Annotated in this window: 14 protein-coding genes and 5 pseudogenes; 8 read left to right on the top strand and 11 right to left on the bottom strand. The window is 40.2% G+C overall.

What is annotated here, in order from left to right:
- Positions 1–210: pseudogene (locus tag L4C38_RS00065) on the bottom strand (IS110 family transposase); the annotation flags it as partial.
- A gap of 156 nt (positions 211–366) precedes the next feature.
- Between L4C38_RS00065 and L4C38_RS00070 the strand changes: the two are divergent.
- The 3 genes from L4C38_RS00070 to L4C38_RS00080 all read left to right on the top strand — a co-directional run bounded on the left by L4C38_RS00070 (position 367) and on the right by L4C38_RS00080 (position 2,912).
- Positions 367–639, top strand: coding sequence for a hypothetical protein (locus L4C38_RS00070; RefSeq protein WP_428795513.1), 273 nt, complete (start codon positions 367–369; stop codon positions 637–639).
- A 292-nt stretch (positions 640–931) separates the two neighbouring features.
- Positions 932–2,299 carry a hypothetical protein gene (locus L4C38_RS00075; protein WP_428795514.1) on the top strand — a complete coding sequence of 456 codons (1,368 nt, stop codon included), beginning with the start codon at positions 932–934 and terminating at the stop codon, positions 2,297–2,299.
- A 142-nt stretch (positions 2,300–2,441) separates the two neighbouring features.
- Positions 2,442–2,912, top strand: coding sequence for an SMI1/KNR4 family protein (locus L4C38_RS00080; RefSeq protein WP_428795515.1), 471 nt, complete (start codon positions 2,442–2,444; stop codon positions 2,910–2,912).
- A gap of 27 nt (positions 2,913–2,939) precedes the next feature.
- Here L4C38_RS00080 and L4C38_RS00085 read toward each other — a convergent pair whose 3' ends face one another.
- Positions 2,940–4,139 (bottom strand): IS4 family transposase, encoded by a 1,200-nt coding sequence (locus L4C38_RS00085; RefSeq protein ID WP_428795516.1) that lies wholly within the window; start codon positions 4,137–4,139, stop codon positions 2,940–2,942.
- Positions 4,140–4,669: 530 nt separating this feature from the next.
- Between L4C38_RS00085 and L4C38_RS00090 the strand changes: the two genes are divergently transcribed.
- Positions 4,670–6,268 carry a methyl-accepting chemotaxis protein gene (locus tag L4C38_RS00090; RefSeq protein ID WP_428795517.1) on the top strand — a complete coding sequence of 533 codons (1,599 nt, stop codon included), beginning with the start codon at positions 4,670–4,672 and terminating at the stop codon, positions 6,266–6,268.
- Positions 6,269–6,489: 221 nt separating this feature from the next.
- Here the strand turns inward: L4C38_RS00090 and L4C38_RS00095 are convergent, their stop codons facing one another.
- From L4C38_RS00095 to L4C38_RS00105, 3 genes are all read right to left on the bottom strand, one after another.
- Entirely contained in the window at positions 6,490–7,251 is a 762-nt protein-coding gene (locus tag L4C38_RS00095) for a ribonuclease H1 domain-containing protein (protein ID WP_428795518.1), read from the bottom strand.
- A gap of 475 nt (positions 7,252–7,726) precedes the next feature.
- Entirely contained in the window at positions 7,727–8,641 is a 915-nt protein-coding gene (locus L4C38_RS00100; RefSeq protein ID WP_428795519.1) for a DUF7916 family protein, read from the bottom strand.
- Positions 8,642–9,110: 469 nt separating this feature from the next.
- Positions 9,111–9,590 (bottom strand): GNAT family N-acetyltransferase, encoded by a 480-nt coding sequence (locus L4C38_RS00105; RefSeq protein ID WP_428795520.1) that lies wholly within the window; start codon positions 9,588–9,590, stop codon positions 9,111–9,113.
- A 236-nt stretch (positions 9,591–9,826) separates the two neighbouring features.
- On the opposite strand from L4C38_RS00105, the pseudogene L4C38_RS00110 reads away from it, so the two are divergent.
- Positions 9,827–9,964: pseudogene (locus L4C38_RS00110) on the top strand (damage-inducible protein J); the annotation flags it as partial.
- 23 nt (positions 9,965–9,987) lie between these two features.
- Positions 9,988–10,266, top strand: a pseudogene (locus L4C38_RS00115) (type II toxin-antitoxin system RelE/ParE family toxin).
- A 168-nt stretch (positions 10,267–10,434) separates the two neighbouring features.
- Here L4C38_RS00115 and L4C38_RS00120 read toward each other — a convergent pair.
- The 4 genes from L4C38_RS00120 to L4C38_RS00135 all read right to left on the bottom strand — a co-directional run bounded on the left by L4C38_RS00120 (position 10,435) and on the right by L4C38_RS00135 (position 12,260).
- The gene (locus L4C38_RS00120) at positions 10,435–10,899 is read right to left on the bottom strand and encodes a hypothetical protein (RefSeq protein ID WP_428795521.1); all 465 of its coding nucleotides are present in this window, start codon (positions 10,897–10,899) and stop codon (positions 10,435–10,437) included.
- A gap of 204 nt (positions 10,900–11,103) precedes the next feature.
- Entirely contained in the window at positions 11,104–11,379 is a 276-nt protein-coding gene (locus L4C38_RS00125; protein ID WP_428795522.1) for a putative quinol monooxygenase, read from the bottom strand.
- 336 nt (positions 11,380–11,715) lie between these two features.
- Positions 11,716–12,015, bottom strand: a complete 300-nt coding sequence (locus tag L4C38_RS00130) for a type II toxin-antitoxin system RelE/ParE family toxin (protein ID WP_428795523.1) — start codon at positions 12,013–12,015, stop codon at positions 11,716–11,718.
- Entirely contained in the window at positions 12,003–12,260 is a 258-nt protein-coding gene (locus tag L4C38_RS00135) for a type II toxin-antitoxin system Phd/YefM family antitoxin (protein WP_428795524.1), read from the bottom strand. Before L4C38_RS00135 ends, L4C38_RS00130 begins: the two co-directional genes overlap by 13 nt.
- A 200-nt stretch (positions 12,261–12,460) precedes the next feature.
- Between L4C38_RS00135 and L4C38_RS00140 the strand changes: the two are divergent.
- Positions 12,461–12,637 (top strand): annotated as a pseudogene (locus tag L4C38_RS00140) (transposase); the annotation flags it as partial.
- 36 nt (positions 12,638–12,673) lie between these two features.
- Here the strand turns inward: L4C38_RS00140 and L4C38_RS00145 are convergent.
- Together L4C38_RS00145 and L4C38_RS00150 are read right to left on the bottom strand one after the other, a co-directional pair.
- Positions 12,674–13,854, bottom strand: a protein-coding gene (locus L4C38_RS00145) for an IS3 family transposase (protein ID WP_428795525.1) whose coding sequence is annotated in 2 segments (ribosomal slippage) — positions 12,674–13,569 and positions 13,569–13,854 — 1,182 coding nt in all. Because the reading frame shifts where the segments join, the coding sequence is not laid out codon by codon here.
- A 31-nt stretch (positions 13,855–13,885) separates the two neighbouring features.
- Positions 13,886–14,701: a hypothetical protein gene (locus L4C38_RS00150; protein ID WP_428795526.1), complete on the bottom strand. Its 816-nt coding sequence runs from the start codon at positions 14,699–14,701 to the stop codon at positions 13,886–13,888.
- A gap of 64 nt (positions 14,702–14,765) precedes the next feature.
- Between L4C38_RS00150 and L4C38_RS00155 the strand changes: the two are divergent.
- Positions 14,766–14,940, top strand: a pseudogene (locus L4C38_RS00155) (IS4 family transposase); the annotation flags it as partial.

A 14,940-nucleotide genomic window follows, 5' to 3' on the forward strand; every position in this document is an offset into this window, starting at 1 on the left:
ATGCCCAAATTTTTCAAATTCACGCGCCCAGTAGTGAGCGCCCGAACAAGCTTCCATAGCAATAGTGCAGGGTTTTAGGTTCGCGATATGGCTAAGCAACTTACTTCGTTGAAGTTTTTTACGGCTGATGTTTTTTCCTTTATGATCGATTTCAACAAGAAAGAAAATATTTTTTGCTAAATCGATGCCGATGATTTTATGCTGAGTCATGGTCTTCTCCTTTTGCTTCGGGACCTGAACACTCCAAGCATGGCTCATGGTCATGTGAAGTGGTAGGGGGAGACCATCTCATCACCTTAATTTGGCGTTAGTTTGCAAAAGTAGAAAAGCGTTTATCTTCAAAGAGCTTTGCCCGGTTTCTGTGCTTTGCTCCTGTTCGTTTTCCAATTTCACGATCTTTCCGGTGGCACTATATGGGAAGCGTTAGTGGTGGGGCAGTCACTTACTGTTTCTAACTTTTTCGTGTCGTTCTTTGGCGCGGCTTCTCTTTCTTGGTGGCTAAATTACTCAACAAATGGTTTGGTCTCTCTTGGTTGTCAGGTTAGTCGAACAAATCCTTTGCCAGTTAGAGTGCTTCAAATCGTGGTGGTTTGGCGCATGTCGCTTCTTAGCCAAGTGCGTTTTGTTGGTTGGGCTTGAGTTCTGTAGTTTTCAGTTTTACATCTGTGTTCAAAGCCAGTAGTTTTGTAACCAATTCAGCATCTTGGCGCTAAACTTTGGCCGTATCATGTAGGCAAACTAACAAAGCGTTTAAGGCAGATTCGCAACGCTCGGCATTTTCAGTTTAAGTCGAATTTTGTGTTTACGGTGCAATGGTTTAGGTTAGGTGGTGGCGTCGCTCACTACTTAACGCAGCGTTAGTTTTTACTAGCTCTGTGAACGTGAAAAATGTAAAATCCCCCATTATATCAATAGTTAATGGTGCTATCTCATGAAAATAAAATTGGCTGAAGAAGTTAAGCACTTAACTTTAGAGGAACTTGAAGAGCTATACGAAAGGTACATTTCGGGTGAGAAAAACCAAGAGCTCATGGAAGAATATGGGATAGATGCTCATCCTAATAAACTAGTGTCATTATTTCCACCTGTCATACATGAATCACTTGAATGTGCATATTGTGCTTTGCCTCTATTTTATAAACGAAAAAGCAAGTCGGGCAGCTCATACTCTATGGAATACTTTTGTATAGAGTGCAGTCACAAGGAAGGTCATCATTACAACAGACCACTTGTTTGTACTTGTTTACCGTGTTCTGAGAAAAGAGCTGAAGCCGTTAGAGTAAAACTAGCCGCAGATCTTGAGAAAATTTCTCAAGAGTATGACCTTGATAAAAAGGCTATGTTTAGTTATTCAAAGTTATCGTTTAGTCATAAGTGCTATTTGCTATCCCTGTTTTTAATGCAATCAGAGTCAGAGCTTAATCATATTAAGTCGTTGAACAATTCTGGCAGTGCCGTGGATTTATCTCCTACATCTAATTTCGACAATGAAATTATTTTAAAGTTACATCGTGATGGTGTGATTGTTGTGGATCCAAGCTCTCCTGTTTCGGCATTTGATTCCTCAGATGACTTTAAATCATTCTATTATCGAGATGTACTTTGGGTTGTTAATGTTTCACTAGATGGTTCTAATAGGTTAAGCCTCGAAGAATTATTCAAGTTAGTTTATGTTGAGTTACGCGATGGTATACAGATTGAGTGGGAAGACGATCTCAAGGAGCTAGTATTTAGGCTCGCTGAAGAAGAAGTTGTTACATATTTAGATGCTTGCCTAGAACAACTTCAATTACCTGAGGCTCCAAAGAAAACAAATGAAGTTATAAAAGAAATCCTCAATGAGTTTTCTGTATCAGAAATATACTATTTTATAAAGAAAGCCACAGAAAACGCTCACTTATTTTATGCAAAGGGTAAGGCGGAGAGTCGAAAACATGCGGTAAATACAATCCCAAGTAAGATCTTATATTTGGCGACAAGAGCTAGCAATGAAGGGTGGGACGTTTATAAATATAATCGTACTTATAGTACTGAACGGTCTCAGTTAAACATTGCGTTATTTGATTTGGTCATTGGTGGTGGTGACGATATTGCATTCTATAAATCTCCAGAAGTTCTTTGGAATAATGAGTTATATAAGATATTTGATAGTTCTAAATCAACAAAAGAAAGTAGCAAAGAGACTAGTTGTGTAATTTGTGGTTCAGCAGATATCACAATTAAAACGGACAAAAACTCTTTAACGCTTCTATGTACCGAATGTGGGGAACAGCAACAGTTTTACGCATCAAAAAACTAACAAAGCGTTTAAGGCAGATTCCCAACGCCTGGCACTTTTCATTCCATCGTTGGGTCTTGTGTTTAAGGTGGTATGGTTAGGTTCTGTGGTGGCGTTGCTCACTACTTAACGCGGCGTTATACCCCTACAGGAGGATTAACACTTGGGTAATGAAAATGAATGGTTGATCTTCGAAGAAGACCATCAGCCTTTGAGAGACGAATTAATCGAAAGTGTTTCAATAATAGTTCAGTTCAACTTGCCTCAAGATTATGTTGAGTGTGTTAAGTATTACCATGGCGGGCAACCTAGAAATGGAAGTTTGTCTATTGACGTCAAAGGTTCATCTTGGGGTATTGGGTTTGGTGAATTATTAACTCTTGACCCATTAGAAAGTCGTACAAACGTTATTTCATCACTTTCAACCTTGCGGGAAGTACACGGTATATCAAAGGACTATCTGCCAATCGTTCTCGGTGCGGGAGGTGACTATCTTTGCCTAGACTACTCGGATAGTAATACCAATCCAGCGGTGGTGTTTTGGTTTCACGAACTCGAAGGTGAGGAGGCAATATTTCCTGTGGCAGACTCATTCACACAAGTACTGTCTATGTTAAAACCATACGATGAATAGGGTATAACAAAGCGCTGACGGATCCCCTCATAATTCCCCCAGTCCGGCGTTGTGCGTGAGCCGTTGATATTCAAGTATTGCCCATTGATATTGGGACTCATGAATTTGATACCGTCGATGGCTCCGAACTTCCCGCCCTAAGCGAGGTATTGAAAGCACTCTGCGATGTTTTATGGTGTTGGCTTGAAAGTCAAAATGCCACTTCGCTTGCACGGCAGCTAAGCCATTCCACCACATCAAAACTTCTGCTAACAACGCGATGAGTAGCAGTATATCTAAACGCTTAGTACAACGGCTTCGGTTATGTCGAAGTGCAATGCCATAAGCTGTGCTTTTCAAGTCGCGAAACGACTCTTCTATCTGCATGCGCTTTGCATATAAATTGGTGATTTGCACTTCATTTAAAATATGGCGAGGCACATTGGTCGCGAGTAACCATGGTTCTTTGGCACTACGTTGATAAAGGTGGGTGGCGGAGTGCTTTAGGCTAGTTCGACTGTGGCGCTTGGCTTTTCTTCCTTTCTCTAACGCCTTATAGACATAGGCTTCACAAGATATAGGTGACTTTTTTGCTAACAGGCATTTTCCTAGATATTTGGGTTTGTGGTTAGCATTTGGGTAGAATGTTTTGTTTGATACCCAGCTTTCATGAGGCTGTTTTAAAGAGACTTCTCCTCGAACTCTACCGAGCCAAAACCAGCTTTTCTCTTGGACTTGCCTAAACCAAGTATTTCTAAATCCTGCATCTGATACGATGATCGGGCAGGTGTTTTTTGGCAGAATTTTCTGCAATTGGTCGAGAAATGTTTGATGGCTTTTGGGTGAGTTATAGTGTTTATATTCGAAGACTTGTTCGTAAATCGTGACTGCTCGCCCATCGAGTGCAACGGATGCCCTAAGCGTCATATAACGGAGTTGCTCACGAACATCAGACCAATCAACAAGGACGATGGGGCATGGATTAGCCCGTGTAATTAAGTGCGCGTGCCACTTATAAATGATGTCTTTTTCGCGGTGTAATTGTTGGTTTCCGAGGAGTCTGTCGACGCGTTTAATTGCGTGTTTGACGGTGGTTTTCGTTTCAAGTTTTCTGCCAAGTTTGGTTAAGGTTAAATCAGAACCATTGAGAACGCTTTTAGTGGCAAGTATAAGAGATCTAAGTCGTTTTTTGTGAATATTAGGGCATTGGTCTTCAAGAGTTTGCTGTAGAATTTGAATATCGCGCATCGTTAGGTATCCCTATTAAATCCATTTGATAAGGTGTGTTTTTGGCGAAATTCATTAGATCAGAATGAGCGATGCGCGTCTACTCATTGTTTTTGTTGGAAATTATGAGGGGATTCCCGAGATTGCGGCGTAATACTACTTTTATTGTTATCAATATGTAGCATGAACTACTAAAAATTAGAGATGAATAATAAATTAGACGTAATATTGAGTTATTAGGTTGTAGATTATTACTTTGCCCTCATATAATGCGAGCCTTTCAGTACATCTTGATTATCATATAATAAATTACAGAACGCTATCAGGCAATGAACTGCAAGTCGGTCTTTAATCTATACCACTATAAGTTCGAATTATGCTTTCGCGGGAAATATTCATTGAAGTTTTGACCAAAAATCAAGTCTATTTGAAGGTGGTTTACACTAATTATTTACAACGAACAATTATATAAATTCATCTAACCTTGTTAATACATCTAACACTAATGTAGTATTTCCCAAATCTCATTTCAACCTCAATTGGATAGGTATATGAAGCTTGTCAGAAGCATATTACAATTTATTGGATTTAAACAAATCCAATCTCAATTACTACTACTTATATCGGTACTGTTTCTTTCAGGCTTTATCGCCATGGTAATTATTTACAGTGGTATGCACGCAGATGCAGTTACAATAAATGTAGCTGGCAAACAACGCATGCTTTCTCAACGGGTTGCAAAAGAAGCGTTGCTCGTACAAGCAGGGCTAGGTGAGGCTAAAGATACACAAAAAACTATTGAACAATTTGAAGTTGCAATGCAATGGCTGATTACTGGAGATAAAAGTAAAGGTATTTCTGCACCATCGACAATAGAAATCAAATCGCAACTGGAAAAAGTGAACCAACTATGGCGCGTTTACCAAAAGGATATTCTCTTATTACAATCAAATGAATCGACCTCAATCGCGGATAAACTGGATGTCAAAAAACGTGTATTTGAAAATTCTCCGAACATTCTTAAAGAAATGAATAGAGCGGTTCAAATGATGGAAACCCAAAGCAACGCAGATGTAAAACATAATATGCATCTATCGTTAGCTCTTATTTCTCTATTATTATTACTATCAGGTTGCTTTTATTTATATGTTAGAAACTTCCTCATGAAGCCATTGTTACCGTTAAGAGATGCGCTAAAGACACTATCGAAAGGAGACTTAACCGTATATTTACCTGAAGAGAATACTCAGGATGAAATAGGCATGCTCTATAACGATTATAATGATGTGTTAAAAGATATCTCGTCTATATTGAGCAATGTTGTAAAAACAAGTGAACAGCTTGGCACTTCAAGTCTACAGCTTAAAACAGCAGCATCATCCAGTGCTGATGGAATGGATAAGCAATATCAAGAAATTGAAATGATTTCTACCGCTATGAACGAAATCAGCGCGACAATACTAGAAGTAGCAAGCAGCAGTGCACATGCTTCAGAATATACAGATAATGCGCAATTAGAAGCGACCAGCGGTAGAGCGATGGTTACACAAGCCACACAAACTATCGATGAACTCAATCAAGACGTTCAGTCTGTTGGTGATACTATTAAAGTATTAAATGAAAACAGCCTAAATATTAGCAAAGTGCTTGATGTCATCAACGAAATAGCAGCACAAACCAATTTACTTGCACTAAATGCAGCAATAGAAGCAGCACGAGCGGGTGAGTCTGGTCGAGGATTCGCTGTTGTTGCAGACGAAGTTAGAGGCTTGGCGGCTAGAACAGCTAATTCTACCCATGAAATACAACAAATGGTGGAGAAACTTCAAAACCAAGCAAAAGAATCTGTCGCTGCGATAAATACCAGCCAAGAAAAAGCGGCAATGGGCGTAGTAAAAATGCATCAAGCTGATACTGCTTTAGAGCGTATTGTTGATGCTGTCATGGCGATCAACGAAATGAATACACATATCGCGAGTGCAACCAAAGAAGAAAGCGAAGTGGCGAACGATATGAATAGAAGAATTGTTCATGTTGCTGAGACTTCAAACAAAACGCGAACAAATGCAGCCAACAATCGTGAACTGGCTGGGCATTTATCTCAGATAGGTGATACTTTGAGGCGTGAGACCGTACGATTTACCTTGTAGGTTTTGTAATCTTCCCTTCGGTCGATTCATGAGGCAGTAGTCTCACCTCTAAAGAAGTAGCCAAATTTACCGTACCACTGCGCCTTGATAAAACGATCAAGGCGTAGCCTAACCAAACATGCCTGAATAAATTACTAGATAAAAAAGGGCTGAATCCTGTTCAGCACCCGAGGACTTATGCCAGCGGCGCGACACTCAATCCATATTTTAATCTGCCTAATTTAACCCGCACGAAGAGCTAAAATTTTCTCTATATCATTCGTTTCTCGATAAAGAGTTAACGCTTCATCCTTCGATTCAATAGCAACAATCGACATTCTATCTGCGAGTTCATTACCTTCAATGCCGACGTGACCATTAACATGGAAAATATCGATCTTACCCGCTATCTCTTGATACAAAGCGTACATAGGTTTAATTATGTCTAAGTTTTTTATTTCACCACTCGCTTTTGTCCAGCCTTTCTTCGACCATCCTTCAGCCCATTGAGTGATACACTGTATTGCATAGGTAGAATCACAAAAAATAGCAACTGAATAACCTTTAGCAATTTTCTCTTTTGCCAATATAAAAGCTTGGTTCAAGCCATTTAATTCAGCGGTATTATTTGTACCAACTGCTTGATAGATGCCATACCATAATTCACTTATTCTATTGTTTTTATATACCGCTAGACCTGCACCAGCTTCACCTGGGTTCGGTACACTTGCGCCATCCGTGAAAATTTTAATATCAAATAACATATCCGTTATTTGCTCTTGAGAAAGAGGTATCTTTTTTGACTTGCTTGGTTTCTTAGCCGCTGTAACTACCGATGATTGATTACTAGTTTTCTTCCCAAAAGCTAATTCAGCCTCAGGTAATGACGGAAAAGATTTATACTTCGCTCCGGCAAACTTATCGACTTGAGCTTTACATTGAGCCCACGTTGTAAAAATTCCAGTTTCACGACCATTCCACACTACGTAGTATTTTTGAGCCAATCTACTCCCCTTACTAAAAATTTATGACTACACATTGTACTTCAATACAAAGCAAATATTTCAACAGTAACCTTCCTGAACTCGGGATATCATCTACAAAAAATTCGCTTCATTAATCGGTATCGTACCAATTATGCGAGAGTGACAGCTTTGAAGGCAAGAAATGATCAAAAGTGGGCGGATGCAAGTGCGGACTATTTTACATATGGAAATAATAATGCAAATCTGTTTTTGAAAGACATGTCAAAGACTTTTAGCCGCAGGAAAAACGAAAAAGTAGCGTTCATTGCCTGCGTCAGAAAGACAAGATTACAATAGCTTGAAGGAGCACCGCACCAACATAGGTACAATGACCTGTACGAGGAGCTAGCCTCCAAAATCGTGAGCCAACCAAAAAACGCATCACCTCGATGCCTTGCTACATGCAATGTTCAATACTCATTTACGCCAGCGACAAGGCAATGCTGAATCAACTCTATCTTTTAAGTGATGCTGTCATACGTCTATAAGTGTGCTTCTTTCCTTTAATCGCAATCGAATAGCTCAGGATATTTTCTGGTGAGGCAACGCCTGTCACCATGCCAGAATCGCCTAAATGATGTAGATTAGTTCCACACATTTTTGCATTGATCGCGATGGTTTTAATCGTATCCGTATCGGCACCTTCTTGAGAGGTCCCTACAGCAGTTAAGGTCATAACACCCAAACTATGACAGTAATCAACTAATTCCGATACAATATCTACTGAAAAACCTGGCACCGAGCCTGGAGCTGGAAGCATGACGATATCGACCCCCGCATCCACTAAGTCCTTAACAAATGTTTTTGGTAACATCTCATGGACTCTCATGCTGGGAATGCCTGCTTTGTTCATTCGTCCGGAAACGATTACCACCTGTTGTTTTAATCCCTCTGGAATCTGATTGATTGCTTCAGCTATCTCTTCGTTGGTCACTCCTTGCTCAGGGTCACCCACGACATTAATAAGATCAACACCATCATCTACAAGCTTGGATAAGTTAGCCTCTGACAACAGTATCCCTTCCGGCGGCCAAAAACCTTCCTTCTTCGATCGATCTTTAACATAAAGATCTACGCCGACCATTCGCCCAGTCAGTTCTTTAATCTGTGATATAGTATTTCCTTCGTTTTGGTGCGGCATCCCTTGCACCATAGGTTCAAAAGCGTAATAGTCATTCAAAAGCAATACATCGGCACCAAACCCTGCCGCTAGTTCCACATTGCTGACATTCCCTAACAGAGCAGGACTTGTAGCAAATATTTCGCAGAAAAGACCTCTTCCCTCCCCCATAAGTAAAGATTGAATTTTATTTTTTTTAGTCATGCTGATTAAATCAGACTTCCTAATATCTAATATTCTTTTTGCCAAAATTAATATCCTTTAACGTCTTTAATTTTTCACGAATATCGCAACCACATTCAGATCGAGCATCTATCGCTGCATTAAGGAGTAACTAGCGCTTTCCATACTTGAGCGAAGCGAAATTGGCAAGCGTTTGGTATTTGTCTTAACTTATTGTGATTTTTTAGCACAATTTATTGATTTTATTGTTAAGGACAGAGGTATTAACCTCGTTTTTCGAACCATCTCACAACCAGAAACTCACTTACCACCAGATGCGCCACGGTGCGAATTTGAAAGCTCATGCCTTCAACACGAAACCACTTTTTACCCGAACAAGTCGAACAATGAAGTGAGTTCAACATCTAATTGATGCAGTGTGAGAGCACGTTGTTGACATAAAAAACTGGAATTTAAGCCCGATAGCGGCAATTAGAGAACGTCTAGTGACCCTGCGAATAAACGCTGGCTACAGAGAGCCGCATTAAGAGACCCTCTATATTTGTGATGTAGGTGCCCGCCACATCATTATTGTTGTTTCTGCATCGTGATGTTGAGCTTGGTGTAGAGCTTTGAAGCCATGATTTAAATACAGTGGAACATTGAAGCTCTCACACTGTAAATATAGATTCTGAATACCTAATTCTATTGCCAACTCCTTGGCTTTTTTGAGTAATTGACTTGCAATTCCCTGCCCTCGGTTGACGGGATTGGTAAACACACCGCCGATCCAATTTTCATATTCAGGGTAGTTTGTATTTTCACGTATCTTTAGTTCAAGTACACCAACTAATTCACCGCCTTCACAAGCGACAAGAGCCAACGGTATTTTGTCCCGATTTACAGATTTCTCGATGACTTTTTCCAGTACCATCTCTTCAGTGATATTGGGGGCAATATGAGCCCACTCTTCAAAGTACCACTTCGCTATTTTGGAAGCGTAATCAGGATGATCAACTAGTAATGAAATTTCCATATTTCCCCTTTGCTACCTAGATACAATGATCCCACGAGGTGCTAATCTCCACTATTGTGGGTTAAGCTAATTGACGCTAGAGCAAATGCAAATTCAAGCTCTAGAAGCGCGTTAAATCAATGTCCGGAAATTATTGACCACTACAAATATTAACTACGGTCGCCATAGTCGTTTGTTAGTTGCCCTTGCCTAACCCAGTGCAAACATTTGTACACACGTTAATTTAGGAGTTATTCATGGACACTAGAATTCAATTTCGTGTTGATGACGAAATTAAACGCTTAGCTCAGCAAATGGCTTAGAGCCAAGGACGCACAATTAGCGATGCTTGCCGTGAGCTTACCGAAAAAATGGCGGAGCAACAGCGAAAAGCTAAGATTCGCGGTCGAGGTCAACAATGATTTTATGGGAAGAAGAATCTCTGAATGATCGTGAGAAGATCTTTGAGTTTCTTTATGACTTCAACCCTGACGCGGCAGACAAAACTGACTAAACCATCGAAGCTAAAGTGGAAAACTTACTCGAGCAACCACTAATCGGTGTTCAACGTGATGGTATTCAAGGACGATTACTAGTTATCCTCGAAATTTCAATGATCGTTTCCTACTGGGTTGACGCCTCAATGATTCACGTAATGCGAGTTCTACACCAGAAGCAAAAGTTCCCTAGCGACTAATTGGAGTCGATGGGAAAACTAACGCCGATTAAAGTGCGACAACGCTATAACACCCAAGCTAAACCACTGCTCCGTAACTCTAAATTCCCATGGAATGAAATCGCCACGCGTTGGGAGTCATTCTTAAATTGTTTGTTATATTTCTGAACTCAAACTGTAAAAAGTATTTTACTCATCTGGGTAAACGCCCACATTAAAACCTACAAGCCTGTAGCTGTTGTCATAAACATATATATCTACTAGTAGGAAACCCTTAACTGATTTTTCAAATTTAAGAGTGTAATACAATTGATAAAAAAACTCATTTCCTACTACATCAATATACTCATAAGTGTCATAGTTTCCCGCTATAACGTCACCAACAGAACTTTTCCAACGCTCAAGAAATTCTATTAAGCTAACACTGTCGCCCAGTGAGAACATACTATTGAGTAAACGTTCATCGCCACTATTCCAATGTTGGATAAACTCCTGCAATACTTTATTTCTTTCTTGAGATGATACAAAAACTGGAAGTTCAACCACCTTTTCTTCAACACCTGCCTGCCTAAGTTTTTGCACATAGAGTGACATACCGACAAGCAAGAAAACCAAGATGATTATTAAGTATAAATACCATTTATTCTCCACCATATAGCCCTCAAGGATTCAATCAACCACTTTTAACTATAGGGGATCTTGGAGCTTGTGGACGCGTAACGATTAGTTAAGACGTGAGCCTCGCGCCACTCAAATCCTCAGCAAACGCCGAAATCACAATACTCAGAGATGGCTGTATGTGGGATGCAAATAGCGCCAAAAATTAACTATTGACGCCATAGTCTTTTTGTTATGCGTTTACTCAAAAATTTCGTAATAACGCTCTACGTTTACAGTCACCTTGCCCCAATACGATGATTGAACTCTCGTTTGATGCGCCTCGAACGCCAACTTGCTTTCAAACTCCTCGTAAACGTCAAAACAACATGGATTATTTGGGCTTTCAGTAACACTAAATGTAAGACATCCAGCTTCTTCTAGTGTCAGTCGCTTATGATTTATCAACTCGTTTTTCACGGCTTCTAGTTCATTTTCCGGAACTAGAATAAAACCTTGTAATGTCACTTTTGCCATGAATATCCTTATTACGCATAGACATAATGACTCCCACAAGGTGCTAGCCTCCGATATCGTGGGTTAGCTTAAAGCCAGAGTCATAATTAGTGTGATAAAACAACTAAACTTGGAGGCTAGCATGAAAACCGACGAAATTACTTGCTTCACCTATGCGTTAACACATCCTTAAGCAGGATTGCACGGCTCTACAATGAGGGAGCTGAAACTTCTTCGTTTTAATTAAAAAAAGGGGTTATATCAACGCCGAGCTAAACTGCCGCAAACAGATGGCTATACTTTGCGAACCAAAATGAATTACTCTTAAATTGTTTGTTAGCCGCTCACTTGAACCTACTATTTACTCAGTAAAAACTTACGTAAATCTCGCTCTGCACGCATCACATACAGAATGTAAACTTTGTCACCTTCTTGTTTGTAGAATACACGACAAGGGCTAGCAACGACTTCACGGTAGCTTAGATAGTCAAGCTCAGGAGGGACACGCCCTGATTCTGGGAACATTTCTAAACGTTCCACTTTTTCGAAAACAGACTGAACCAAAAGCTTAGCCGCTACTAAATTTTCTAACGCTATATATTCGGCAATGTCATTGAGGTCTGATAAAGCAGGATCTGTCCAGATTACTTCAGCCATTTAGACATCTTATCTTTAGCTTCAGAGTGGGAAACAACTTTACCATCGGCTATAGCACGTTCGCCTCTTGCAATACCTTCAAGAATTGAAAGACGATTTTGCATAAACTCGTAGTCATCAACATCAACCAAGTAAGCTGATGGTTTACCGTGTTCAGTAATCAATACGGGTTCTTTACTATCATGCAGATCCGCTAAGATCTTCGTAGCCTGGCGTTTTAGAGATGTGACTAATTCAACTTTCATAAGTTCCGCTCCAAAGGAATACTAAAGTGATACTATTCTATCACTTTGAGTATAGCAAGCTTCGTGACGGCTAACGAGGCTGTAGGATTTCTCCCTAACCCATTCTCAATTTTGATCGCATCGCTATTCCATCACGATATGAACTTGAACGCATCAACTCCTTGTGATCTAATCTTAATTATTCGCATTGAGACACGGTTATGCCCAATTTCAAAACCGACTACTCAAACCAAAACATGTTCGTCCCCATTATTATCGATGAACAGTTGATACCCGGCACCATTGAGTACGCCATTTCACACATCATCGATAATCACTTAGATTTATCTCCATTTGATATCCACTATCGCAATGAGAAAAACGGGGCTTCTGCATATTGATCTTCACCCGATAAAATGGACACCATGTTCTGTTCAGCCCGTCATCACTTCATATTCATGTGGGCTTCGATATCTAAGACTTGAGTGCAGTCTATAACGGTTATAAAAATGCTGGATATAGCCGGCAAGTTTATCTCTAAGCTGCTTCTCACTTTTAAAGCTATTTTTCCTGATAATGTCGCCTTTGAGTGTATGGAAGAACGACTCCACCTCATCATTATCAGTGCAATAACCAGGACGATTCATACTCGGCACTATTCCGTTTTTTGATAATAATTCCTGAACTTCATGCGCTCGATATTCTGAGCCTCTGTCTGTATGAAACAATAAACGTTCTTCTGGTTTTCGGTTTCGAATCGCCATTCTCAACGAACTCATCGTTAATTGTATATTCTTCTTACTTCCAAACGACCAGCCCACGATTTTACGTGAGTAGAGGTCGATAACGACGGCAAGATACATCCAACGTTTACCTTGCTTTATGTAGGTCAAATCGCCTGACCATTGTTGATTGACTGCGGTTGGTTTGGGCGTATCTTTTTTGATGTTCTTAATCGATTGATAGAAGCGATGTAGCTTCGCCATTTTGAAATAAATCCGATAGCTTCTCGCTCTCAGCCCTTGCTCTCGCATGATCCGAGCTACACGCTTACGGCTAACCCGAATCCCTTGACGCCTAAGCTCAGCATGAACTCGGGGACTACCGTAAGTCTCTCGACTCTGTGAAAACACCTCAATGATCTGCTTCTTCAAAGCCCGGTCTTCTTGATCGTAGCGGCTAGGTTTTCTATCAAGCCAAGCGTAATAGCCCGACTTGGATACGGACAAAAAACGGCACATCAATACGATTGAATAACGCGTTTTGTTTTGGGCTATGAATCGGAATTTTGTCGATTTTCTTGGGCAACGAATCGTTGCCACTTTTTTAGCAAATCGTTCTCTAGCTTAAGTTGTTCGTTCTGGCGCTCAAGCTCTGCAATCCGACTAGACTCTGTTTTCTGGCTCGGGATCTTAGTCTTTTTCTTACGTTTGTCTTCCATAATAATCCCTTCTCGATAGTCCTTTCGCCACTTAGAAAGCATGTAAGGATGAATATCTAATGATAGCGCCACGCCTTTAACTGTCGCTCCTTCTCGAAGCGAAAGTCGGACGGCAGTCACCTTAAATTCCGTAAGATATTCTTGAGTTTTCTTGCCTGATTTATAAGCTGCCATAAGCACCTCCAATTACGATTGAAGGTGTCCACTAGATCGGGTCAACTACAGAATCCGTCTTAAATGCTTTGTTATATTTAGGAGTTACGCTAACCGCATGACAAGCGAAAAATATTTTATTTTGTCTATAGCCACCACTTAACCATAACGGGTTTCTATCAGCGACTTTTTCCACCTCTGGGTAACGCTTAAACAAGTCATCCTCGGTAAACATGCCAGACACGCGCGACATTGCGGTTTTTGCTGGCAACCTTAGAAAAATAGTTTCCCCTTCCCAACCGGACTTAGAAACTACTCGTTGTGCTATTTTTCCACAACAAACAACAATTTTAGGATTGAGTAAGGATAATAGCTCAGACCAAATTCCTGAAGATAAACTTTGAAGGTCGAGATCAGGGTTAACGTTTTGATCATTCCCTCCTCTTTGCGACCATAAGACTGCATTTGAGACTGCTACTTCTGAAGCATTGACATGTAAAGCCGCCTCAACTGCCAATTTGATAGAACCATCATCCCAAGGGTAGACGCCTACAAAATCAGTTGAATAACCTAACCTTTTAATTCTTTCATCAGTCGACATTTTTGAGAGAAATTGAACATAGTCAGTATTACTGACCGACAAATTTTGACTTTCCGCTAGTACCAAAACTCCATTCCAGTTTTTAGGAACATAAGGAATGTATGGCTCACTGATAACGACCGTATTTCTATCATCAAGAACGTACTTTTTGCACGTACTAATTAACCCTTCAATATTTACCATTTTCAATCCTAAATATAACGCCGCGTTCTCGGGAATCCCCTCATAATTTCCAACAAAAACAATGAGTAGACGCGCATCGCTCATTCTGATCTAATGAATTTCGCCAAAAACACACCTTATCAAATGGATTTAATAGGGATACCTAACGATGCGCGATATTCAAATTCTACAGCAAACTCTTGAAGACCAATGCCCTAATATTCACAAAAAACGACTTAGATCTCTTATACTTGCCACTAAAAGCGTTCTCAATGGTTCTGATTTAACCTTAACCAAACTTGGCAGAAAACTTGAAACGAAAACCACCGTCAAACACGCAATTA

The organism is Vibrio kasasachensis (assembly GCF_050337565.1).
In the GTDB taxonomy this organism is placed as follows: domain Bacteria; phylum Pseudomonadota; class Gammaproteobacteria; order Enterobacterales; family Vibrionaceae; genus Vibrio; species Vibrio kasasachensis.